A 22,216-nucleotide genomic window follows, 5' to 3' on the forward strand; every position below is an offset into this window, starting at 1 on the left:
TCGGTGGTCGGGTGGTGAGGGACGGTGCATGGACTACTACGACCTCGGCACGTACAGCCGCCCCGTGACGACTTCCTCGCCCGAGGCGCAACTCTGGTTCGACCGCGGACTGGTCTGGACGTACGCCTTCCACCACGAGGAGGCCGTCTCCTGCTTCGAAGCCGCCGCGGCGGCCGACCCCGGCTGTGCCATGGCCTACTGGGGCATCGCGTACGCCCTCGGCCCCAACTACAACAAGCCGTGGGAGTTCTTCGACGAGCAGGACCTCGCGCGCACCGTCGAACGCGCCCACGCCGCCGTGGAACTCGCCCACGAGAGGGCCGAAGCAGGTGCCACGCCCGTCGAACGAGCCCTGATCGGCGCGTTGCGTGCCCGCTATCCGCAGACAAGGGCCGTGGACGACTGCTCCGTGTGGAACGCGCCGTACGCCGACAGCATGCGCTCCGTCCACGAACTCGCCCCGGACGACCCCGACATCGCCACCCTCTACGCCGACGCGCTGATGAACCTCACTCCTTGGCGGCTGTGGAACCTGCGGACCGGTGAGCCGGCCGAAGGCGCCCGCACGCTCAAGGCCAAGGCCGTCCTGGACCGGGCGATCGGAACCGACGTCGGGGCCGGACACCTCGGCATCCTGCACATGTACATCCACCTGATGGAGATGTCCCCGACACCCGAGGCCGCCCTGCCCGTCGCCGACCGGCTGCGAGGCCTGGTGCCCGACGCCGGCCACCTGCGGCACATGCCGTCACACATCGAGGTGCTCTGCGGCGACTACCGTCGAGTGGTGTCGGACAACGACGACGCGATCGTCGCCGACGAGAAGTTCCACGCGCGGGCCGGGGCCATGAACTTCTACACGCTGTACCGGTCGCACAACCACCACTTCAAAATCTACGGCGCGATGTTCCTCGGCCTGTCCCGGACCGCTCTGGAGGCCGCTGCCCAGTTGGAGGCGTCCATCCCCGAGGAACTGCTGCGCGTGCAGAGCCCGCCCATGGCCGACTGGCTGGAGGGCTTCCTCGCCATGCGGGTCCATGTACTGATCCGCTTCGGCCGCTGGAGCGACATCCTGCGGCTGCCGGTGCCCGCCGACCCCGAGCTCTACAGCGTGAGCACGGCGATGCTGCACTACGCCCGGGGCGTCGCGCTCGCGGCCACCGCGCGCATCGCCGAGGCCGAGGCCGAACGACGGCTGTTCGGTGCGGCGGTCGCCCGGGTGCCGGAGACGCGCATGCTGTTCAACAACACCTGTGCCGACATCCTGGCGATCGCGGCGGCGATGCTCGACGGTGAACTCGCCTACCGCAAGGGCGACCATGACGCCGCCTTCGCCGCGCTGCAGCGGTCCATCGAATTGGATGACAACCTTCCCTACGACGAGCCGTGGGGATGGATGCAGCCCACCCGGCACGCGTACGGCGCCCTGCTGCTGGAACAGGGGCGCGTCGCGGAGGCCGAGGCGGTCTACCGGGCCGACCTGGGGCTCGACGACACCCTTCCACGCGCCCTGCAGCACCCTGACAACGTCTGGACCCTGCACGGGCTGCACGAGTGTCTGGTCCGGCTGGGCAAGGAGGGAGAGGCGCAGATCGTGGCCCAGAAGTTGAAGATCGCCACCGCGATGGCGGACGTGCCGGTCGAGGCGTCCTGCTTCTGCCGTCTCGACGCGTTCTCGGGCACCGCCGACGGAGGCGGTTGCTGCGCCAGGGAGGCCTGATCGACTGGTCGTCCAAGAGCAGGCGGCCGGCTTCGTGCCTAGGCTGGAAAACGGTCGAATTCCTCAACGTGCCGAGCGGGACGAGGAGGCTGAGCGTGATGGCGAGAGTACTTTTCATAGTGACTGGGGCGACGTACTGGGTGCTCAAGGACGGCACCAGATACGCGACCGGCTACTGGGCCGAAGAATTCGCCATGCCGTACAAGAAGATCACAGAAGCCGGCCACGAGGTCGTGGTCGGGACACCCGGCGGTGTGACCCCGAACGTGGACATGATGAGCCTGCGCCCGTCGATGGCGGGCGGTGAGGAGGGCGCTCTCGAACTCGAGGCCATCATCCGCTCCGCGGAGGTGATGCGGCGACCTCTCAAGTTGTCGGACATCCGCCTGGAGGACTACGACGCGGTGTACCTGCCCGGCGGGCACGGTCCGATGGCAGATCTGGCGTTCGACGCCGATGCCGGCCGGCTGCTGACGGCGCAGCTCGCCTCGGGCAAGCCACTGGCGATCGTGTGCCACGCCCCCTCCGCCATCCTGGCCACCAGGATCCATGGCGAGTCGCCCTTCAAGGGCTACAGGGTCACGTGTTTCACCGACGAGGAGGAGGAGGCCGTCGGACTGGCCTCCAGGGCACCGTGGCTGTTGGAGACCGAGCTGAAGGACAAGGTCGGCGTCGACTTCAGCCGCGGTCCGATCTGGGAACCGTACATGGTGGAGGACCGCAACCTCATCACCGGCCAGAACCCCCATTCTGCCGGGATTCTGGCGGACCGGCTGCTGGAAATCCTCAAGTGAGCGTGGCGCCTTCGCATCGGCCGGGAAGCGTGCGGCACAACTGCCTTGTGCGGCAGGTCGCTCCACTCTGTGGATCTACGCCTGGTCGAAGGTCCAGACGAGCACCACTTGCTTGTCTTCCGGCACGCCTCCGGCACGACGGTAAGTCGCCCGTGCCGCCACGTTGTCCTCGTCCGTGATCACCCACATGCCGTAGCAGTTGCGTTCGCGCGCCAGGTCTGCAAGCGCCGAAGCCAGGGCCCGGCCGACACCGCGCCCGCGGAACGGCTCGTCCACACCCAGCTCGTACAGGAACATCTCGGTGCCCTTGTCCGGGTGTGTCATCTCGACGCCGGTGACCATCCCTGCTGGGGCGTCATCGACATAGGCGATCAGGAGGTGGTGGCGCTCGTCCGCCAGAAACCTCTCCGTCGCCTCCGGCAGAGGGGACACATCGAAGAGATGCCCGGCGTCCTGGACAGCCTCGGCCCGAGTGATGCGGCGGATCTCCATGGGGGGATCCTGTCAGGTCCCGGCATGAACGGCACCGGTTTCCTCCCTCACCTGAGCTCCGGAACCGTCACACCGCTGATTCCGCCCTCCGCCAGGTCGTCGACACGGCGGACGTTGCCTGCCTCGGCACCAGGGTAGGCAGGCCTGCGCAATGGTGCATCCCGGAGGACCGCTGCCGCGTTGCGAGCGGCCGGTGGAACGGCGGTCCGTCAGAGCCGACCTGCCACGAAGCCGGCCACCTGGGACCCGAGTTGCCGGCCGGAGCGGTTGTCGAGGGAGGTGTGCTGGCCGGCCCAGATCCGGCTGAGCCAGGCTTCGGCGGCGGCGCCCTGGAAGCCGGCGAAGGTGCGGGTGATGCCCTTCGACGTCACCGAGAGACGATGCCGTGCACCGTAGAAGCCGGTGAGCGTCGTTGCCGCCGCCTGGCTGAGAGCGGCGTGAGCGCTGGGATCGGACGGATCCGGGGCGGTCGTCAGCAGGGGGGTCCAGGTGGGATCGCCGACGATGCGCGGGTTGTAGTGGGTGCCGCCGAGCCGGATGGCGGTTACGGGTCGCCACACGCGATAGGCGTACTTGGCGTCGTACATCGCGATCGTGGTGTCGGCCAGGGACAGGTCGAGCCGGGCGAAGACCTTCACCGCCTTCTCCAGAGTCGCGTTCTGGGAGGTGACGAGGTTCTGCGCGATCTGGTTCCAGACGTTCCAGACGGGCGCCGCCGCCCAGAACCTGGCGGCAGCGGTCTGATCGGGGGTGCGGGTGGTACTGGACCTGCTCCCGAGGCCCTTGACCTCGTTCAGGGCCGTGGCATACGCGGCGCTGCCCACGGCCGGCGGCGCCGCCGGGCGGAACTGGTGTCCGCTCGTCAGCACGAACGGCTTGACCGAGCCCCAGCCGGTGAACACCGGTGCCGGGAAGTCGGGAGGGGTGGGCCGGTAGTCACCGGGCCTGTCGCCGGCGCGGAACCGTGGCGCCCTGGATGAGGACCCGTCGTCGGACCGCAGGCTGATCAGCCGGCGGGCGACCTCGGCCCCCACAGCCGTGCCCGCCTGCTTGTCCGGGCCGTCCGGAATCGCGGACAACTGGCTGCTCAGTCGCCGGTCCACTCCCGCTCGCTCGGCCGGGTACAGGGCGACCAGCACATCGTGGGCCGCCTGATCCGCTGCGGCATCCGCACGGGCGCCTCGCGGCGCCGACACCGAGAACTTGTAGGCGGGGCCGGTCCGGGTGATCGACACCACGGCGTCGTACTCGGCGGCCTGGAGGAGAGCGAAGCTGCGCGTGGGCTGGACGGTGGCCGACTGCGCCTTCGGATCGCCGAGGATGGTGATGAGCTCGCGGTTCCACTCCACGACCGACGCCCCCGACCTCGTGGCCGCGGTGGGCACGGCCGACGCGTGAGCCGGGCCGGAACCGAAGGCGGGGCTGGTGAGTCCGGCTGCCAGCGCGGTTCCGGTCAGTACGGCGAGTGTCCTCTGCTTTCCACCCATGTTCTGTGGTCCTTGTCGCCGGTGGCGGGCTGTGGTGACCGTGCTCGAGGCTGCTCGCCAGAGCAAGCCTGCAGGGGCCCGATCCACGCCGCAACTCCGGCTCGTGGTCATGGACCCGAGCCCTTGGCCCGGTGGGCCCGAGGCGGGCAGCCCGATGCCGGTGAAACCGCCGTAGCGATCGCACGTAGGTTTTACCGTCCTGTGCTTGTCTCCCCCTCGGGTACGCCGGACTCTTGGTCACCCTGCCGTCGGGCAAGTGGTTCTGGTGGTCACGGGGGTGCAGGGGCCCTCGCGCTGAGCGGGGAATGTTCATGCACCTCGAGTTCCGGCACCTCCGGGTCCTGCTCACTGTCGCCGAGGCGGGCAGTATCCGCAGGGCCGCCGCACGGCTGCAGCTCTCCCAGCCGGCCACGAGCGCTCAGCTGAAGCGCACCGAACACGAGCTGGGCGGCCCGCTGTTCATCCGAAGTGCCGACGGGGTGGCGCCGAACGAGCGGGGGCAGTACGTCCTGCGCTGCGCGCGGGACCTCGTCGTCGGCTTCGACCGGCTGCGCGAGTACGCGCGCTCGGCGGCCGAGGAGGACAGGCAGGCCGCAGCGCCGCTGAGGGTGGGCGGAACCGCCGGCCCCCTGGTGCCCCTGCTGGTCTCCGCCCTCTTCGAACTCGTCCGACGGCAACGGCACCACCGACCCCGAGCAGGTCGACCTCGACACCATGGGGCACGAGATGACCCACGGCGTCACCTCGGCCACCGCCAACCTGCGCTACAGCGGTGAGTCCGGCGGCCTGAACGAGTCCACCAGCGACATCCTCGGCACGATGGTCGAGTGGTACGCCGACAACCCGGTCGACACTCCCGACTACCTCTTCAGCGACCAGTCCACCCCGCCGTGGCTGCGGCGCTTCGACAAGCCGTCCCTGGACGGCCGCTCGGCCGACTGCTGGTCCAAGTCGGTCGGCCGGCTGGACGTGCACTACTCCTCGGGCGTCGGCAACCACTGGTTCTACCTCGCGAGCGAGGGCAGCGGCGCCAAGCCCATCAACGGCGTCTCCTACAACAGCCCCACCTGCAACGGCTCCACCGTCACCGGCATCGGCAACCAGAAGGCCTCCGCCATCTGGTACCGGGCGCTGACGGTGTACATGACCTCCACCACGGACTACAAGGGCGCCCGCACCGCGACCCTGAACGCGGCGAAGGACCTCTACGGCGCCACCAGCCCCGAGTACGCCACCGTGGCCGCGGCCTGGAGCGCGGTCAACGTCCTCTGACGTACGGACGTACGGACGTACAGACGCAGCGACGCACCGAACAGGACCGCCGCCTCCTGGGAGGCGGCGGCCTTGGTGTCGTTTCACCGGTGCGGGTCGGCGGGTGCGGAACCTGCCCCGGGGGTCAGTTCCAGATGCCGGTGATGTCGGAGGCGCCGGCCGCGGCTCCGGCGTGGGTCGTCAGCCCTGCCAGGTCCTCAAGGGTGCGCAGCGTGTCGTAGTGGTTGTAGTGCGTCGAGGTGGTGCTGCCCGGCGCGACGTGCGCCCCGTAGAACACGGTGGCGATGTGGTTGCTGTGCGAACTGTCGTCCTCGTCGAAGGTGACGGCCAGGATGCTGTTGTGCGTCTGGGCCCAGGTGGCGTAGGCGCTGAGGTTGTTCTTGAGCCAGGTGTCGCCCGTGGCGATGGAGCAGTCGTGCATGTCGTTGCACAGGTTCGGGGTGACGAACGACACCTTCGGCAGGGTCGTGTAGTCCGTCGGGAACTGCGCGAACGTGTGCGCCGTGTTCAGCGGAACGTTGCTGAAGGCGAACCACGGGTTGTGCTTACGGGCGTACTTGGTCGCTGAGTTGGTGCACACCGTGGAGCCCTCGGAGGGCAGGCCCTCGTTGTAGCTGCCCCAGGTCCGGCCGGCGCCGATGAGCTCGGAGCCGAGGTTCGCGGCGCTGCTGAACTGCGGCGTGTAGCAGTTGTCGTTGGTGATGCCCTGGTTGTTGCCGGAGAACAGGTCCAGGTAGTTCGGCTGGCTGGGGTGGGTGATGGCGAACGAGTTGGTGAGGTTGCCGCCGCCGGCCTTCAGGGTGTTGTTCAGGTACGGGGCGCTCGTGCTGCCGATGACCTGTTCGTAGGAGTGGTTCTCGAACACCACCACGACGACGTGGTCGGGGGCGGGAAGAGCGGCGGCCTGCGCGGCCGGGGCGGCGACCCATACCCCCACCAGGGCGGCGGGGAGGGCGGTGGCCAGGGAGAGCGCCCGGCGCGAGCGCTTGGTGCGGGACAGCAAGGACACGGTGGACCTCCTGTGTGAGCGGTTGGGACAGCGCGGGGGGTTGTCTACTGCTCAGGCGGTCGTCTCTGCTCGGGCAGGTAGGAGGCTAGAGCGGCGCGGCGGGGTCTTCAGGTGACTGGCGGTGAAGTCCGGTCGAACAGCCGTCGGCTGCTCGGGACTCATCCGTCTCCGGTATTCACCTTCCGGAGGGTTGTGGTGGTGCCGGCGACGTCGGCACGCCCCGCCTCGGCTCCCAGAGCACCCGCATCCGCTGCCTCGGGCTCGGCCACCACGTCGGGAGCGGCCCCCCGGCGGCCGACCCCGTGCCTGCCCCGTCAACCGTCCTGCGACAAAGGCGTGTTACTCCGACGTGGGCCTGTCCGAGTCGTTGACTTTTCGGATACGCGTTGGTTGAGTGGCTCATCCACTCAGCCACTGGGAGGACAGTGTGGAGGCCCTGCCCCGCGAGACCATCGTGGACGTACTGGAGAGCCGACTGCGTGAGGACATCCTCACCGGACGGCACCCGGCGGGCAGTTACCTGCCGCCTGAACGCACTCTCGCCGACGGCTACGGCGTCACCCGGACCACTCTCAAGCACGCGTTCGGCCGTCTCATGCAGGCCGGCCTGCTGGAGACCCGGCACGGCGTCGGCACACGTGTGCGCGACTACCTGCGCCTGGGCGGTGCCGACCTGCTGCCCATGCTCATACGGCACAGCCCCGACTGGATCGGCGAGGTCTTCGAGGTGCGGCGTCACATCGGAGCGTTGATCGCCGGACGCGCCGCGGTCCGGGCGACCGACCGGCAACGAGCCGAGCTGCGCGCGCTGCTGACGGCGGTGGGCGTAGCGGCGGACGCCGACGCGGTCCAGCTCGCGGACGTGGATGTGCACCGAGCCCTGGCCCGCGCCACCGGCAACCGCGTCTACGTCCTGCTGACCAACACCCTCTTCAACGCCTATCTGCCGGTGCGGTCCGCGCTCAGGGGACCGTTCACCGACGCCGTGGCGGCCCGGGGACGCCTGGAACCGGTGATCGACGCGGTCGAGGCCGGGGACGAGGCCGGTGCGCGGCGGGCGGCCGAGCACTACTTGACCGTGACCGAACGGATCATGCTGGAAGGCCTCGCATGAACGCGGACACGACCCCGCACGCGACCCTGGACGACAGCCGACCGTCCGCCCGCGGCACCGTCTTCGACGAGACGATGCTCGGCACGCTCCGCCTCGACGGCGAGCAGCGCATCCGGCGTGTCCGCCTCGAGCTGAAGGTCGCGGCGAACCACGTCCTGCGGTTGTCCGGCACCACCCGGGCCTCCGCCCGCGGCCGTATCCGGATCGCCGGCTGGACGGACGACCCGGACGCCGAGGGCGAGTTGGAGATATCACCCCTGGCGCGACGGCGTATCCGGTACCGCGTCTCCTTCACCGCCGACGGCCGCCGGCTCGTCCTCGACGGCTGGAAGTCCGTCACCCCGCGCAGGCCCGTGGCCTCGATGACCGTGCTCCCCTACACCCTCTACGAGGACGGCACACGCAAGGGCACCGGCACCCTTCGCTTCCCGCTCGCCACACAACTCCTGCCGTTCCTCATGAGTTTCCGCTTCCCACGCCGGGACAGACCGGACGCGTTCCTCGCGTCCCGCTGGCGCGGCGAGCCCGGCCGTACCGAGGTCTGGTACACCACCGTCACGGATCCGGACACCGGCAGCGGACTGTGGCTGCACCACGAACTGACCGCGCCGGCCGACGGTTCCGAGCCGTACGCCCACGGCTGGGCCGCGGTGTTCCCGAAGGACGGCCCCGTGCGGCACGCCCGCTTCGGCCCCGCTCCGTCAGCGCCCCGCGAGCCCGGCTTCAGCTCCGACGGTGTCACGTACCGGCCCGGACGGCTGTCGGGAACCGCGGAGGAGGGTGCCCTGCGCTGGGATCTCGCCGAACGGCCCACCAGCGGGCCGCTGTTCACCTTTCCCCGCTGGTCCTGGCGTCGCTCTCTGCTGCCGGCCGCCCACATGCTGCCCGCCGCACGCGCCCTGTACGACGGCACCTTCACCCATGACGACACGACACTGACCCTCACCGCGGCCCCGGGCGCGTCCGCCCGGATCTACGGCCACGGCAACGCCCGCCGCTGGGCCTGGCTGCACGCCGATCTCGGCGGCGGAGACGTCCTCGAGATCGTCGCCGCCGTCTCCATGCGCCCGGCCCTGCGCGGACTGCCGCCCCTGGTCTTCCTCCGGCTGCGCCGGCACGGCCGCAGCTGGCCCCGCCGCGCGGAACGGCCGGCCGTCGGGTGGGCCGGCGTGGGCCGCTTCCGCGCCGACATCGGGCTGCCCGTGTGGACGGTCACCGGCCGCACCCTCCTGCGCCGTGTCCGGGTCCAGGTCACCCAGCCCGCGGACCGCACGCTCGCCCTCGACTACACCGACCCCGACGGCCGGCACGCGACCTGCCGGAACAGCGAACGCGCCGACGCGCACATCCTGCTGGACCGATGGTGGTTCGGCGGCTGGCGCACCGAGGCGGAGTGGACGCTGGACGGCACGGCACACGCGGAGGTGGGCACCCGATGACGCTCACCGGGCTCGTCGCCGCTCTCCTCGCGGACGACGGGACGAGCGAGTGGCCCGGCAGGGTCCCCTCCCGGCTGGAGGCCGTCCTGTCCTCGATGCCGCTTGCCGCGCGAGCCGGCGTGCGGGCCATGGCCAAGGGTGTGGACGCATACGCCGTGGCCCGCACGGGACGCACCCTGTCCGGACTCGACCCCCGGCAACGGGATTCGGTGCTGGCCGGCCTGGCCGCACGCCCCGCGCTCCTCCCGTTCCTGGACCTCCTCAAGGTGCCCGTCCTCATGTCCGCCGGCACGGAACGCATGCTGGACGCGGCCGCTGCGCCGCCTGGTCCCACGCGCCAGGACCCCCCGCTCGACCTGACGCCCGCACCCGACTGGCCGGCCCGCTCGACCGCCGACGCGGTGGTCATCGGTTCCGGGGCGGGTGGGGCGATGGCCGCGCGGACCCTGTCCAGGGCCGGGCTCCGGGTCGTGGTCCTCGAAGAGGGCGAGCACCACACCACCGAGTCGTTCGGCAGACGCGCGCCCCTGGACCGCTTCCCCGACCTCTACCGGGACGGCGGAGCGACCTTCGCCGTGGGCAGTCCACCGCTGCTGCTGCCCGTGGGCCGGGCCGTCGGCGGCACCACGATCGTCAACTCCGGCACGTGTTACCGCACTCCGCAGCACGTACTGGACCGTTGGAGCGAACACTTCGGACTCACGCTCGCCGACGGCTTCGACCGGCATCTCGGAGAGGCCGAACGCAGCCTCCAGGTGGCCACCCAGCCCCTCGACGTCCTCGGTGCCAACGGCCGCGTCGCGCTCGCCGGAGCCCGCGCACTCGGCTGGCGGGCCGCGCCCCTGCGCCGCAACGCACCTGGCTGCCAGGGATCCTGCCAGTGCGTCGTGGGCTGCCCGACCGGCGCCAAACAGAGCGTGCAGCTCTCCGTACTGCCCGACGCCTGCACCGCCGGGGCCCGCATCGTCACCGGCGCACGCGTCGAGCGCATCCTCGTCGACCCGGACCGGCCCGGAGGCCCGCGCGCGGCGGGAGTGCGCGTACGACGGGGGAGCGACCGCGGGTTCGAGATCCTCGCGCCGCTCGTCGTGGTCGCGGCGGGCGCGCTGCAGAGCCCGCAACTCCTTCGCCGCTCGGGCCTCGGTGGGCACCACCGCGTCGGTCGCAACCTCAGCATCCACCCGGCCACGAGTGTCGCCGGCCGGTTCGCCGAGCCCGTCACGGCCTGGGAGGGGGTGCTGCAGAGCGTCGGCGTGGAGGAACACCACGCCGAGGGCATCCTCATCGAGGCCACCGCCACCCCGCCCGGCATGGGTTCCTTCGTCCTCCCCGGAGTGGGCGGGGAGCTGCGCCGGGAACTCGAGAGCGCGGACCGGCTCGCCACGCTCGGCGCGATGATCGCCGACCGCCCCTCCGGCCGTGTCCTGGGCCACGACCGCACGCTGATCCGCTATGACCTGGACCGTCGCGACGCGGGCCGTCTGCTCCGGGCGCTGAGCGCGATGGGCGAGCTGCTGTTCGCCGCCGGCGCGGAGGAAGTACTCACCGGTATCCCGCACACACCCCGGGTGCGCAGCCTCGCGGAACTGCGCACCGTGCTCGCCGGCACCGGCGCACGGCATCTGCACCTGTCGGCCTACCACCCCACCGGCACGGTCGCCGCCGGCGCCGACCCGCAGCGCTTCCCGGCCGACCCGGAGGGCCGGCTCCGCGGCGTACACGGTGTGCTGGTCGCGGACGCCTCGGTGCTTCCCAGCTGTCCGCAGGTGAACCCCCAACTGACCATCATGGCTGCCGCATTGGCGATCGCGGAGAATCGTGCCCGCGGATGAGCGCCGGTCACAGGTCTAGGGGCAGGTGGCGGGGGCCGCGGAGCATGGCGTTCTGCCGGTAGGGGGGCGGGTCCTGGGCGAGGCGGGCGGTGCCGAGGTGGGGGAGCAGCGCGCCGAGTGCGGCCTGGGCCTCGAGGCGGGCGAGGGGTGCGCCGTAGCACAGGTGGATGCCACTGCCGAAGCCGAGGTGCTGGTTGTCGGTGCGGGTGGGGTCGAAACGGTCGGGCTCGTGGAACCGTTTGGGATCGCGGTTGCCCGAGCCGAGTACGAGGATCACCGAGGTGCCTCGGGGGATGGTGGTGCCGGCGACGTCGATGTCGGCGTGGGGGATGCGCTCGCGCATGTGGACCGGTGGTTCGAAGCGCAGCAGTTCCTCCACCGCTCGCGGCATCAGCTCGGGTTCGCGGCGCAGGTGGTCGAGTTGTTCCGGCCGGCGCAACAGGGTGAGCACGCCGTTGGTGATCAGGTTGACCGTTGTCTCGTGTCCGGCGATCAGGAGCAGTACGGCGGTTTCCGCGAGTTCCTCCTGGGTGAGCCGCAGGGCCGGGTCCGGCTCGTTGACGAACGCGGAGAGCATGTCGTCGCTCGGATGGCCACGGCGCTGTTCGGCGAGGTTCAGCAGGTACCCGCCCATCTCCATGCGCGCCTGCTCGCCCGCCTTGTCGGTCTGCGTGGCGTCCTCGTCCGGCCTGACGTCGGCGGATGCGACGATGGCGTCGGACCAGGCACGGAACAGTGGCTCGTCCTCGCGCGGCACGCCCAGCAGGCGGCAGATCACGGTGACGGGCAGCGGGTAGGCGAAGTCGTCGACGATGTCGATCCGCCGCCCCGACTCGAAGGACGCGAGCAGTTCCCGGGTGATCCCGTGGATCTCGTCCCGCATGCCGTCGACGCGGTGCGGGCTGTGCGGGGGACCGAACGGCCGCATGGCCAGGGTGCGCTGTCTGTGGTGTTCGGGGTCGTCGAGCCGCAGGAAGGGCAGCCTGGCGGTTCCTTCGCCGCGGGTACGGGGATCGGCGCTCATGCGTGGGTCGTGGAGCAGAGCGGCGATCTCGTGGTAGCCGCCGATCAGACAGGTGTCGCCGGCCTGCCGCACCACCGGGCCGGCCGCGCGGAGTTCCGCGTACAACGGATAGGGGTCGGGGCGGCTCGCGTAGTCGGTGATCCGTGCGAACAAGGTGTCGGTGTCCATGACGGCTCCTCGTGGTGGACATGGACCGGCCGGTGGGTCACACAACCGTCAGCCGGCGGTCGGGGAGGTGACCCGTGAGCGCGACGGTCGGTCCGTGCGACAGCACCGACGGATCCGGTACGTCGGACGGAATCGTGACGTCGGCCGCGATCGCCCGGTCCTGCGCGCCGGGCGGGGGCGGGAACGGTGCGGCCGTCTCGATCAAGTGCCGGTAGTAGTCGATCGACTTGGCCATGTCCACGGTGACGGCGGCGGTGACCCGCCCCTTGTAGCCGTAGACCATGGCAAGACGGCGCGCCTCCAACGAGCCCTGGGCGATGACCACGTGGTCCGAGTAGGTGGGCACGCCCACCGACTTGATGTTGAGCCCGAACTGGGTCGACCAGAAGACCGGGATGGCCAGGTGCGGGCGCTGCAGCGGCCCCGGGTTGACCATGTTGTGGGCCGCCACCTCGGCCTGTTCGACCGCGTTGCCCCAGTGTTCCAACGACAGCATCTGGTAGCCGAAGAGCGGGTGCGGGAAGCGGGAGACGTCGCCGGCCACGTAGACGTCGTCGGTGACGATCCCGTACATGTTGAAGGCGCGGCACCCGGCGTCGCAGGCGATCCCGCGCGGCCCCGCCGCCAGCCCGGAGTCGGCAAGCCACTCCACGTTGCGGATGGCACCCAGTGCCACGACGCACACGTCCGCCTCCACACGGCTGCCGTCGGACAGCTCCGCGCCGGTGAAGCTTCCGTTCCCGCGCAGGGCGGTGACCGTCACCCCGGTGCGCAGGTCCACGCCGTGGTTGCGCTGCATGACCGCCGCGAGCTTCGACAGGGTGCCGCCCAGGGCACCCACCAGCGGTGCGGGCCCGCGTTCGGCGACCGTGACGTTCAGGTCCCGTTCGCGGCAGGCCGAGGCGATCTCGGAGCCGGTGAAGCCGCCGCCGATCACCAGCACCCGCTCCGGCCCCGCGTCCAACCGCTCGGCCAGCCCGGCACCGTCCTCGCGTGTGCGCAGGGTGAACACCCCGTCCAGGGCGGCTTCCTCCGGGGCGGGCCAGGGCCGGGCCCGGGTGCCGGTGGCGATCAGCAGCCGGTCGTACGGCAGCGACTCCCCGCCGTCCAGCAGCACCCGCCTCGCCAGCAGGTCCACACCGGTGGCGCGTACGCCCAGCCGCCAGTCGGCGTCCGGGTCGCGGCGCTGCGGCAGCTCGGTGGTGTCCGCGGTCGCCCGCCCGAGCAGCACCTGCTTGGACAGCGGCGGCCGGTCGTAGGGGGCATGGGGCTCGTCCCCGACCACGGTCAGTGACCCGGTGAAGCCCTCCTCGCGCAGCGCCTCGGCGGCCCTCAGCCCGGCCAGCGACGCACCGACGATGACGACACGGCCGTCTTTCAGATCATCGCGCACCGGTGCTCACCTCTTCGCCGAGGAGGATCGCCTGCACCGGGCACGCCGCCGCGGCCTGGCGTACGCGTTCCACCTGGTCCTCGGGCACGGCTGTGGCGTACAGCAGTCCTTCCTCGCCGTGCAGCTCGAACACGTCGGGCGCGAGGAACACACACTGTGCGTACCCCTGACAGCGCGTGAGGTCGACAACGGTCCGCATGCTCACCACTTCCTCCGTTGTCACACCCCCCTCACCTCCAGCATGGAGGCAGGATCCGAGGCTCGCACGGCGGCGGAATCCAGCGATCGCTCGCCCGGGCGGACCGCCAACGACCGCTACGCCCGGTACCGGTAGCGGATCCGGCCGCGGGTGAGGTCGTACGGGCTGAGTTCCACGAGCACCCGGTCGTACGGCAGGATCTTGATGTAGTTCTTCCGGATCTTGCCGCTGATGTGGGCGAGCACCGTGTGCCCGTTCTGGAGCTCCACCTTGAAGGTGGCATTGCGCAGGCACTCGACGACGGTGCCTTCGACTTCCACGCCCCCTGCTGCTTTTGTCATGGTCTCTCACATCTCCCGTTCTGTGACGGTGTGTTGGGTCGGACAGGCTTGCGGTGCGCGTTCGCGCGCGGTGCCGTGCCGGCGGACGAGCTCCAGGGTGCTGTCCGTGCGCCGGGCGCCAACGCTCTCGAACAGGGCGGTGGCCGCCGCGTTGGACTCGTCCACCTCGGCCCATGCCGCTGTGGTCCCGGAGCGGTGCAGCGCACCCAGCGCATGGGCCAGCAGCGCCCGGGCGATGCCGCGGCGGTGCCTGTCGGCCCGGACGGCGATCAGTCCGATCCGTGGCTGCCGGGGCAGCGGTGCCACCCGGATCAGCCCCACATACTGGCCGGAGTGCCGCGCCACCGCGTACTTGGACGGGGCGAGCAGGGTCGTCCCCGCAGGGCGGGGCAGCACCTCGGCGGGCATCGTCCGCCATCCGACGGCCGCCTCGACCTCGTCGCGGATGACGCGGTCCAGGGCGCGCAGCGGGCCCTCCTCCGCCCTGCCGGCGGGCACGATCGTCACGCCCGACGGGGGCCGCACCGAGCCGAGGCCGGTGACCTGCGGGTCGGTCGGCACGACACAGCCCCACTCGCGGCGTGCGACGGTGAAGCCGGCCCGCTCCCAGGCGGACCTCGAGTCGTGGTCGGCCTCGGCGACGACGGTGTACAGCGGTGTCGGCAGGTCCGCCAGCACCGCGTCGGCGATACGGTCGAAGACCGCGCCCCGCCACGCGTCGATGCTGATGAAGACCCGGCCGTCGGGCCGGCGCGAAGCGTCGCCGCGGCCGACCGTCAGGTTGTCCTCCACGGCGTGCCACTGCAGGGCCGAAACCCGCGTGACCGCGACCGTGTGGTCGCCCCTGCCCGGAGTGGAATGCGAAAGGTTCATAGGTGTTGCCTCTCAGGAGTGCCTTGTTCGAGGCGCTCCCGGCGACACCTATGTCAATCGCCCACCGTGACGAAGAGGGGGAGCACCCACCCGGATACAGCCTGCATGGGGTCTCACCTCCTCGCGTTGTCCCACGGCTGCCCAGACGGTATCAGCGGGGGCCGGTCGGCCCAACTCAATTTCGGTGATCTTCTTCCTCCTGGACGGATCGGCGCACCGGCGGCGACGGTCCCCGCCGCGCAGCGGAGAACCACCAGGCGAGGCGTCCGTTATATTCGCATGTGCCAGTATTGGTCTTTCTTCGAGCTTTCGCTCGGTGGGGGTCTCGTAGATGGTCGCGTGGCGCGCATAACCTGGGCCGGTCCGGGCGTGCTGGGCGCGTGGGGCCGGTGTACGGTCGCAGTACGCCGTGGATACGGCATGCTCCGTCGCCCCTGTGCGAACAAATGCGGGCCGGTGCGCATCTCCCGCTTCGTAAAGCCCCTCACCTGCTCCCACGCCCTCAGCGCGACGGGCACCGTCGCGACTTCCCGAAGGAGGCCGGACGATGAATCTCCCGTCGCACCGTGACCGCAGAAGCGCGACAGCACCGCCGTGGGCCTCCGCCCGGGCCGGAAACGCACGAAGGCTGAGCACGGCCGCCGCCGTGGCGGCGATGCTCCTGGCGGGCTGTGGCACGGCCACCCCCCACGCGGCCACCCCCCACGCGGCCCCGCACTCCAGTGGCCCCGGCGTGACCCCCGCTCCATCCGGCGCGCCCTCCCGGTCCCCGTCACTCGACACTCCGGATCTCGCCACCGTCGCCACCGCGTGCACCAACAGCACGAAGCTGGCCGGATGGTCGAACCGCCGGCTGGCCATGCTGACCATCGCCGTCCCCGTGTCTGAAACCTCGGTGTCCGACGTGACGTCCGAGGTGAGCGCCGGTGCGGGCGGAGTGCTGCTGTTCGGCGGCAAGGCCCCGTCCGACCTGGGATCACGACTGACCGCCCTGAAGTCCCATGTACCCGGCCACCTGGGCCTGTTGGTGATGACCGACGAGGAGGGCGGCGGCATCCAGCGCATGTCGAACCTGGTCGGGAACCTGCCCTGGGCCGCCTACATGGGCGCGCACTGGACCCCGGCCCAGATCCAGCAGAACGTCACGAAGGTCGCCACCAGGATGTCGGCCGCCCAGGTCAACATGAACCTCGCGCCGGTGGTCGACGTCGACGGCAGGAACGTGGCCCCCAGCAAGACCAACCCCGACGGATGGCGGTCCTTCAGCGGCAACACGTCGGTGGTCTCCAAGGCCGGTGTCGCGTACATGAACGGGTTGCGCGCGGGAAACGTGATCCCCGTCGTCAAGCACTTCCCGGGCCTCGGCGGATCCAGCTACAACTCCGACTTCGGCCCCGCCCGCACCCAGCCCTGGTCCACCCTGCAGAAGACGGGCATCCCGCCGTTCACCGCGGCCATCAAGGCCGGTGCCCCGGCCATCATGGTCTCCAACAACGTCGTGCCGGGACTGAGCACCAACCCGGCGAGTCTGTCACCCACCGTCATCAGCTCCGAGCTGCGCGGCAGGCTCGGCTTCAAGGGGCTGGTGCTCACCGACTCGCTCAGCGCCAAGGCGATCTCGGCCGCCGGTTTCAGCGTCTCCGGCGCCGCTGTCCAGGCCCTGCGCTCCGGTGCCGACATGGTCATGCTCGACCTGGGGGGCAACGTCGGCTCCCAGACGTCCTCGATCGCCTCGGCGATCACCGATGCGGTGGCCGGCGGACACCTCGCCCGTAGCCGCCTCATCGACGCGGCGGGGCACGTTCTGGCCGTCCGGCACGTGAATCTCTGCTCCTGAGCCGAAGGGCGACGGGGAGCCGGCTGCCGGCGCTTCGGGGCTGCCGGGCCACGAGTCGCCAGAATGAGTCATGAAATCGAACCCCATGCAGTCCGAGGCGAGTTGGGCCCGGCGGCGCGCGGCAGCCCTGGCTTCCTCGCTGAGCGCGGCGGCCCTCGGATGTACCGCGGTCGCACCGAGCGTGCACCCGACCGGCCCGACCGCACTGGGCTGGGCGCGGGGGCCCTTCGCTGTCTCCGTCGTCCCTTCGATGTTCGTCGTACCCGTGATTCTGTTTGCCTCCTGGGACTGGGAGGCGCCTGTGGTCGCGTTCACGTGCGCGGTGCTCGCCGCCGGTGTGCGGGAGGCCGCCGAGCGGACCGCACCGGCTCCTGGGGCTGTCGCTTCGGTATGACGTCGTGGTGGGGCCCCAGGCCGTGGGAGGGAAGGCGGAACGCGGTCAGCCGACTGCGGACCGCGTTCCGCAAGTTCACCGGTTCACCGGGTCACCGAGTCACTCGATGGTCCAGCCCACCCTGCCGACCCCCGTGCTGTAGAACGCGCAGTGGCCGTTGGATTCGCCGTACTGCCCCGGGTTCAGCGTGACCCAGTTGCCGGAGACGTCCGGCGCCCAGCCGCAGACGATCTCGGCGCGGAACGTGATCGCGTGGTCGGTGTTGTTCGTGCAGCCCGCGATGCCGACGTCCGGATCGTTGTTGTGCACCCAGCCCTCGCAGTCGACGGTCCCCTGGGCAGCGGCCTGCGCCGGAACCGTCACACCGGCGACGGTGAGGGCCACGGCGGAGGCCGCGGTGGCCAGACCGGCCGCGAGGATGCGCTTCCTGCTGTGCATGTGTACCCCCGTGAGGTCGAGTTGCTGTCTTCCTGCGATCAGTGAAGAGCAACCGGGCCCAGGCGTGAACCTGAGACATCCGAGGGTGGCCCCCCTGCGGTCCCCGCGTCGGCGGGTGCCCGCCTGCTGGTGCCCGCGCCGCGAGAGGGGCCCGGTACCGGCGTGGCGTACGGCGTCCGGGCCGCGACGGATGTCGCATTGACGCCATGTGTCTCGCGGATCCTGTCCGGGAAGCCGCTCCCGAAGGTCAATTCGGGTGGCGTGGCCCTGGTCAGGGCGGGCACGCTTCTGGTCGAGTTGGGGCCAGGCCGATGACGGAGAGAGCAGCGAACGGAGAGCACTTGTGATCGTCGGAGTCCTCAAGGAAGCGCGGCCGGGTGAGAAACGGGTGTCGGCCACGCCGGCCACGATCGGGCGGATCTGCAAGCTGGGGTACGACGTCGTCGTCGACCCGGGCGCGGGTCTCGCGTCGAGTTTCGCCGACAGCGCCTACGAATCCGTCGGCGCGAGCATCGGCGACGCGCTGTCCGCTGACGTGGTGCTGGGAGTCAACGCCCCGAGCCCGGCGCAGTTGGACCGCGTGGGGCCGGGCGCGACGGTGATCGCCCTGTTCGCGCCGGCGTTCGACCCGGCGATGGTCGAGGACCTGGCCCGGCGCCCGTTCACGGCGCTGTCGATGGATGCCGTGCCGCGCATCAGCCGGGCGCAGTCGATGGATGTGCTGTCGTCGATGGCGAACATCGCGGGCTACCGGGCCGTGGTCGAGGCGGCACACGAGTTCGGCCGGTTCTTCACCGGCCAGGTGACGGCGGCGGGCAAGGTCCCACCGGCGAAGGTGCTCGTCGCGGGCGCGGGGGTCGCGGGACTCGCCGCGATCGGCGCGGCCGGATCGCTGGGTGCGATCGTACGGGCGACCGACCCCCGGCCGGAGGTGGCCGACCAGGTCCGCTCGCTCGGCGGGGAGTACCTGTCGATCGAGTCCGCGGAGGCCGAGGTCTCGGCGACGGGCTATGCCAAGGAGATGGGAGACGAGTACAAGGCGCGCGAGGTGGAGCTGTACACCGCGCAGTGCCGTGAGGTCGACATCGTCATCACCACCGCGCTGATTCCGGGACGTCCGGCGCCGACGCTGATCACCGCGGAGATGGTGGCCGCCATGACGCCGGGGTCGGTGATCGTGGACATGGCGGCCGCCAACGGTGGCAACGTGGTGGGCACGGTGCCGGGGGAGAAGGTCGTCACCGACAACGGCGTGACGATCATCGGGTACACCGATCTGGCGGGCAGACTGCCGACCCAGGCCTCGCAGCTGTACGGCACCAACCTGGTGAACCTGCTCAAGCTGATGACGCCGGACGAGGACGGCCGGCTGGTGCTGGACTGGGACGACCCGGTGCAGCGCTCGATCACCGTCGTACGGGACGGCGAGTCGGCGTGGCCGCCTCCGCCGGTGCAGGTCTCGGCGACCCCCGCCCCCGCGGCGGCCGCGACCCAGCCGGCGCCGCCGGAGAAGGTGCGGATGACGCAGGCCCAGCGGTTCGGCGCGGTGGCCCTGGGCGCGCTGGCGCTGTTCCTGGCGGCCGGTTTCGCGCCGGCCGCGCTGCTGCCCCACCTGACGGTCTTCGTGCTCGCGATCGTCATCGGCTACTACGTGATCGGTCATGTGCACCACGCCCTGCACACCCCGTTGATGTCGGTGACCAACGCGATCTCCGGAATCATCGTGGTCGGGGCCCTGCTGCAGATCGGGCACTCCGGTACGGCGGTCACGGTGCTGTCGTTCGCGGCGATTCTTCTGGCCGGTATCAACGTCTTCGGCGGCTTCGCGGTGACGCGTCGCATGCTCGGAATGTTCAGCAGGAGCTGAGAATGTCTGCGACCCTCGCCGCACAGGCGGCCTACCTCGTTGCCGCGCTGCTGTTCATCCTGGCGCTGGCAGGGCTCTCCCGGCACGAGTCGGCGCGGCTCGGCAACGCCTTCGGCATGCTCGGCATGGGAGTCGCACTGCTGGCGACGCTCGTGCTCGCGGTCTCCGACGACATCAGTGCCGCCGGCCTGGGCCTGATGGTCGTGGCGCTGCTGATCGGCGCGGTGATCGGCCTGCGGCGTGCCGCCCGCGTGGAGATGACCGGCATGCCCGAACTGATCGCGCTGCTCCACTCGTTCGTCGGTCTGGCTGCCGTACTGGTGGGCTGGAACGGCTACTTGACCGTGGAGAGCCACCGGTCCGGCGCCGAGGCCGCCCGTCTGACCGCGCTCGGCACGCTGGGCATCCACCATGCCGAGGTGTTCATCGGCGTGTTCATCGGCGCGGTGACGTTCACCGGTTCGATCGTGGCGAACCTGAAGCTCTCGGCTCGGATCGACGCCAGGCCGTTGATGCTGCCGGGCAAGAACGCACTGAACCTCGGAGCGCTGGGCGTGTTCGTCGCCTTGACGGTGTGGTTCGTGGCGTCGCCGGCGCTGTGGCTGCTGATCGCGGTGACGGTCGTGGCGCTGGCACTGGGCTGGCACCTGGTGGCCTCGATCGGCGGCGGTGACATGCCGGTCGTGGTCTCGATGCTCAACAGCTACTCCGGCTGGGCCGCGGCGGCCTCCGGCTTCCTGCTCGACAACGACCTGCTGATCGTGACCGGCGCGCTGGTCGGCTCCTCGGGTGCCTACCTCAGTTACATCATGTGCCGGGCGATGAACCGCTCCTTCCTGTCGGTCATCGCCGGCGGCTTCGGCATCGAGGCGCCGTCGGGCTCGGACGTCGACCACGGCGAGCATCACGAGATCACCGCCGAGAGCGTCGCCGAGCTGCTGGAGTCCGCCCGGTCGGTGATCATCACGCCCGGGTACGGCATGGCCGTGGCCCAGGCGCAGTACCCGGTCGCGGAGCTCACCTCGAAGCTGCGCGGCAGGGGCGTCGACGTACGGTTCGGCATCCACCCGGTCGCCGGCCGCCTGCCCGGCCACATGAACGTGCTGCTGGCCGAGGTGAAGGTGCCCTACGACATCGTGCTGGAGATGGACGAGATCAACGACGACTTCGCCGAGACCGACGTCGTGCTCGTGATCGGTGCCAACGACACCGTCAACCCGGCCGCGGCGCAGGACCCCACGAGCCCGATCGCCGGGATGCCGGTGCTCACCGTGTGGGAGGCGGGCCAGGTCATCGTGTTCAAGCGCTCGATGGCCTCCGGATACGCCGGTGTACAGAACCCGCTGTTCTTCCGCGACAACACGGCCATGCTCTTCGGTGACGCCAAGGACCGGGTCGAGGACATCATCGGCGCGCTGGACAGCGGGCCGCGTCGAGTCGAGACCGGTACACCGGACAGGACACCGGCCTGATCCACCGCCCTCGCACGGGCAGGGGCCCCACCGTTCCCACGATGGGGCCCCTGCCCTCTCGGCGATTCAGAACGTCGGCAGATAGGTCGTGTCGATGTGCCACAACCACGCCTTGACCGCCGGATGCTTGTCCTTGTCCTGCAGCCAGCCGGGCTCGTCCTTCTCCGAGTACGTCCAGCCGCGCTTGACGTATCCGGTCGGGTGCGTGTCGTCCGTGCCCCATTCGGCGACTTCGGGGTACTGCCCGGGAGCGATGTCGACCACCAGGGCGAGGTGATCGATCCGCCCGTCGCCCTCCCAGTCGTAGGCGACGATGTCCCCGGGCTCGGCCTGCGGCACCGCGTTGCCGGTGAAGTCCATCTCGACGGGCTTGGTGTAGGGGTACCGCGCGCTGAGGTAGTCCAGGAGCGGCTGCGCAGCGGTGGCAGACGGTGTGCCCGGGCTTTTCTGCAAGCGCCCGTGCTCGCCGTCGGCGTTCCAGCCGGCGTCCTTCGGCAGGCCGCCCGCCCAGAGGGCGTTGGTGACGAACCAGGTGCAGGACGCGGGGAAGGGCTCGGGGTCCTGGGCATGCTCCAGGGCCCAGTCGACCGCGGCCTGCCGGTCGTACGGAGCGTTGCTCACGACGGAGTCGGAGGCCATGGCCGGACCGGCCAGGCCGGCGGCCAGTGACACGGCCAGCGCGGCAGCGGCCACCGCACGTTTGATCTTCAATTGCGCCATCCTCAGGAGCTTGTGAAGCCGTTCACTCAATCGTGGGCACGGCACCGGAGGCACACAAGGGGGTCAAGTGCAGCCAGAGTTGCCGGACGAGTGATGTCCGCCCATGAACATCCAAGTCACGCGCGAGAAGGGGGATCCGCTCTTACGCATCTCTGCGTAGTCGACGCCAAACCTCCGACGTGGCATTGATCACACGGAGTACGCATCTCTGGTCCCTGGCCAACTCACGACGACGCAGACCCTGATGGCGCGCGACGTCGACCTGCCGCGCAGAGGACCGGACCGTTGCTTGACGTCGCACGAGGGAACTGGCTCGCGGGCGGCGCATCGG

19 protein-coding genes and 1 pseudogene are annotated in these 22,216 nt (G+C 70.5%); 10 read left to right on the top strand and 10 right to left on the bottom strand.

All coding sequences use genetic code 11. From position 1 onward, the window contains the following. The first annotated feature begins 28 nt into the window (after positions 1–28). Positions 29–1,720 (top strand): hypothetical protein, encoded by a 1,692-nt coding sequence (locus AB0D93_RS32260; RefSeq protein WP_362127083.1) that lies wholly within the window; start codon positions 29–31, stop codon positions 1,718–1,720. A gap of 98 nt (positions 1,721–1,818) precedes the next feature. After that, a complete protein-coding gene (locus AB0D93_RS32265; RefSeq protein ID WP_362127086.1) occupies positions 1,819–2,514 on the top strand; it encodes a type 1 glutamine amidotransferase domain-containing protein in 696 nt (231 codons plus the stop codon). A gap of 75 nt (positions 2,515–2,589) precedes the next feature. Here the strand turns inward: AB0D93_RS32265 and AB0D93_RS32270 are convergent, their stop codons facing one another. Continuing rightward, the gene (locus AB0D93_RS32270; RefSeq protein ID WP_362127089.1) at positions 2,590–3,006 is read right to left on the bottom strand and encodes a GNAT family N-acetyltransferase; all 417 of its coding nucleotides are present in this window, start codon (positions 3,004–3,006) and stop codon (positions 2,590–2,592) included. A 209-nt stretch (positions 3,007–3,215) separates the two neighbouring features. Continuing rightward, positions 3,216–4,493 (bottom strand): vanadium-dependent haloperoxidase, encoded by a 1,278-nt coding sequence (locus AB0D93_RS32275; RefSeq protein ID WP_362127092.1) that lies wholly within the window; start codon positions 4,491–4,493, stop codon positions 3,216–3,218. Positions 4,494–4,804: 311 nt separating this feature from the next. On the opposite strand from AB0D93_RS32275, the gene AB0D93_RS32280 reads away from it, so the two are divergent. Further along, positions 4,805–5,269, top strand: a complete 465-nt coding sequence (locus AB0D93_RS32280; protein WP_362127095.1) for a LysR family transcriptional regulator — start codon at positions 4,805–4,807, stop codon at positions 5,267–5,269. Further along, positions 5,163–5,765 (top strand): annotated as a pseudogene (locus AB0D93_RS32285) (M4 family metallopeptidase); the annotation flags it as partial. The gene AB0D93_RS32280 and the pseudogene AB0D93_RS32285, both read left to right, overlap by 107 nt. A 124-nt stretch (positions 5,766–5,889) precedes the next feature. Here the strand turns inward: AB0D93_RS32285 and AB0D93_RS32290 are convergent. Continuing rightward, complete coding sequence (locus AB0D93_RS32290) at positions 5,890–6,774, bottom strand: alkaline phosphatase family protein (protein WP_362127098.1); 885 nt, start codon at positions 6,772–6,774, stop codon at positions 5,890–5,892. Positions 6,775–7,168: 394 nt separating this feature from the next. On the opposite strand from AB0D93_RS32290, the gene AB0D93_RS32295 reads away from it, so the two are divergent. From AB0D93_RS32295 to AB0D93_RS32305, 3 genes are read left to right on the top strand one after another with little or no spacing between them, the layout of a single operon-like run. After that, a complete protein-coding gene (locus AB0D93_RS32295) occupies positions 7,169–7,888 on the top strand; it encodes an FCD domain-containing protein (protein WP_362127101.1) in 720 nt (239 codons plus the stop codon). Then, a complete protein-coding gene (locus AB0D93_RS32300; RefSeq protein ID WP_362127104.1) occupies positions 7,885–9,327 on the top strand; it encodes a hypothetical protein in 1,443 nt (480 codons plus the stop codon). Before AB0D93_RS32295 ends, AB0D93_RS32300 begins: the two co-directional genes overlap by 4 nt. Then, on the top strand, positions 9,324–11,159 hold the full coding sequence (locus tag AB0D93_RS32305; protein WP_362127107.1) for a GMC family oxidoreductase: 1,836 nt from the start codon (positions 9,324–9,326) through the stop codon (positions 11,157–11,159). Before AB0D93_RS32300 ends, AB0D93_RS32305 begins: the two co-directional genes overlap by 4 nt. 7 nt (positions 11,160–11,166) lie before the next feature. Here the strand turns inward: AB0D93_RS32305 and AB0D93_RS32310 are convergent, their stop codons facing one another. The 5 genes from AB0D93_RS32310 to AB0D93_RS32330 form a co-directional block, all read right to left on the bottom strand. Beyond that, positions 11,167–12,351, bottom strand: coding sequence for a cytochrome P450 (locus tag AB0D93_RS32310; protein WP_362127110.1), 1,185 nt, complete (start codon positions 12,349–12,351; stop codon positions 11,167–11,169). Positions 12,352–12,388: 37 nt separating this feature from the next. Further along, on the bottom strand, positions 12,389–13,744 hold the full coding sequence (locus tag AB0D93_RS32315; RefSeq protein WP_362127113.1) for an FAD-dependent oxidoreductase: 1,356 nt from the start codon (positions 13,742–13,744) through the stop codon (positions 12,389–12,391). After that, complete coding sequence (locus AB0D93_RS32320) at positions 13,734–13,943, bottom strand: ferredoxin (RefSeq protein ID WP_362127116.1); 210 nt, start codon at positions 13,941–13,943, stop codon at positions 13,734–13,736. The genes AB0D93_RS32315 and AB0D93_RS32320 overlap by 11 nt, the downstream gene beginning before the upstream one ends. Before the next feature lie 116 nt (positions 13,944–14,059). Then, positions 14,060–14,284 (bottom strand): translation initiation factor IF-1, encoded by a 225-nt coding sequence (gene infA / locus AB0D93_RS32325; protein ID WP_362127119.1) that lies wholly within the window; start codon positions 14,282–14,284, stop codon positions 14,060–14,062. Positions 14,285–14,290: 6 nt separating this feature from the next. Next, a complete protein-coding gene (locus AB0D93_RS32330) occupies positions 14,291–15,157 on the bottom strand; it encodes a GNAT family N-acetyltransferase (protein ID WP_362127122.1) in 867 nt (288 codons plus the stop codon). 547 nt (positions 15,158–15,704) lie between these two features. On the opposite strand from AB0D93_RS32330, the gene AB0D93_RS32335 reads away from it, so the two are divergent. Continuing rightward, positions 15,705–16,994, top strand: a complete 1,290-nt coding sequence (locus AB0D93_RS32335; protein WP_362127125.1) for a glycoside hydrolase family 3 N-terminal domain-containing protein — start codon at positions 15,705–15,707, stop codon at positions 16,992–16,994. A 493-nt stretch (positions 16,995–17,487) separates the two neighbouring features. Here the strand turns inward: AB0D93_RS32335 and AB0D93_RS32340 are convergent, their stop codons facing one another. After that, entirely contained in the window at positions 17,488–17,826 is a 339-nt protein-coding gene (locus AB0D93_RS32340; protein WP_362127128.1) for a hypothetical protein, read from the bottom strand. 343 nt (positions 17,827–18,169) lie between these two features. On the opposite strand from AB0D93_RS32340, the gene AB0D93_RS32345 reads away from it, so the two are divergent. Next, positions 18,170–19,693: a Re/Si-specific NAD(P)(+) transhydrogenase subunit alpha gene (locus tag AB0D93_RS32345; RefSeq protein ID WP_362127131.1), complete on the top strand. Its 1,524-nt coding sequence runs from the start codon at positions 18,170–18,172 to the stop codon at positions 19,691–19,693. A 2-nt stretch (positions 19,694–19,695) separates the two neighbouring features. After that, positions 19,696–21,165: a Re/Si-specific NAD(P)(+) transhydrogenase subunit beta gene (pntB, locus tag AB0D93_RS32350; RefSeq protein WP_362127134.1), complete on the top strand. Its 1,470-nt coding sequence runs from the start codon at positions 19,696–19,698 to the stop codon at positions 21,163–21,165. A gap of 66 nt (positions 21,166–21,231) precedes the next feature. On the opposite strand, the gene AB0D93_RS32355 is transcribed toward pntB, so the two are convergent. Further along, positions 21,232–21,876 (bottom strand): amidase domain-containing protein, encoded by a 645-nt coding sequence (locus tag AB0D93_RS32355; RefSeq protein ID WP_362127137.1) that lies wholly within the window; start codon positions 21,874–21,876, stop codon positions 21,232–21,234. Positions 21,877–22,216 lie beyond the last annotated feature (340 nt).

The sequence above is a fragment of the Streptomyces sp. NPDC048191 genome (genome assembly GCF_040652655.1).
In the GTDB taxonomy this organism is placed as follows: Bacteria; Actinomycetota; Actinomycetes; order Streptomycetales; family Streptomycetaceae; genus Streptomyces.

What these genes read in the sequence shown, in the direction of transcription:
- AB0D93_RS32260 (WP_362127083.1), top strand. Translation starts at nt 29, where the DNA reads ATGGACTACTACGACCTCGGCACGTACAGCCGCCCCGTGACGACTTCC.
- AB0D93_RS32265 (WP_362127086.1), top strand. Translation starts at nt 1,819, where the DNA reads ATGGCGAGAGTACTTTTCATAGTGACTGGGGCGACGTACTGGGTGCTC.
- AB0D93_RS32270 (WP_362127089.1), bottom strand. Translation starts at nt 3,006, where the DNA reads ATGGAGATCCGCCGCATCACTCGGGCCGAGGCTGTCCAGGACGCCGGG.
- AB0D93_RS32275 (WP_362127092.1), bottom strand. Translation starts at nt 4,493, where the DNA reads ATGGGTGGAAAGCAGAGGACACTCGCCGTACTGACCGGAACCGCGCTG.
- AB0D93_RS32280 (WP_362127095.1), top strand. Translation starts at nt 4,805, where the DNA reads ATGCACCTCGAGTTCCGGCACCTCCGGGTCCTGCTCACTGTCGCCGAG.
- AB0D93_RS32300 (WP_362127104.1), top strand. Translation starts at nt 7,885, where the DNA reads ATGAACGCGGACACGACCCCGCACGCGACCCTGGACGACAGCCGACCG.
- AB0D93_RS32305 (WP_362127107.1), top strand. Translation starts at nt 9,324, where the DNA reads ATGACGCTCACCGGGCTCGTCGCCGCTCTCCTCGCGGACGACGGGACG.
- AB0D93_RS32310 (WP_362127110.1), bottom strand. Translation starts at nt 12,351, where the DNA reads ATGGACACCGACACCTTGTTCGCACGGATCACCGACTACGCGAGCCGC.
- AB0D93_RS32320 (WP_362127116.1), bottom strand. Translation starts at nt 13,943, where the DNA reads ATGCGGACCGTTGTCGACCTCACGCGCTGTCAGGGGTACGCACAGTGT.
- infA (WP_362127119.1), bottom strand. Translation starts at nt 14,284, where the DNA reads ATGACAAAAGCAGCAGGGGGCGTGGAAGTCGAAGGCACCGTCGTCGAG.
- AB0D93_RS32330 (WP_362127122.1), bottom strand. Translation starts at nt 15,157, where the DNA reads ATGAACCTTTCGCATTCCACTCCGGGCAGGGGCGACCACACGGTCGCG.
- AB0D93_RS32335 (WP_362127125.1), top strand. Translation starts at nt 15,705, where the DNA reads ATGAATCTCCCGTCGCACCGTGACCGCAGAAGCGCGACAGCACCGCCG.
- AB0D93_RS32340 (WP_362127128.1), bottom strand. Translation starts at nt 17,826, where the DNA reads ATGCACAGCAGGAAGCGCATCCTCGCGGCCGGTCTGGCCACCGCGGCC.
- pntB (WP_362127134.1), top strand. Translation starts at nt 19,696, where the DNA reads ATGTCTGCGACCCTCGCCGCACAGGCGGCCTACCTCGTTGCCGCGCTG.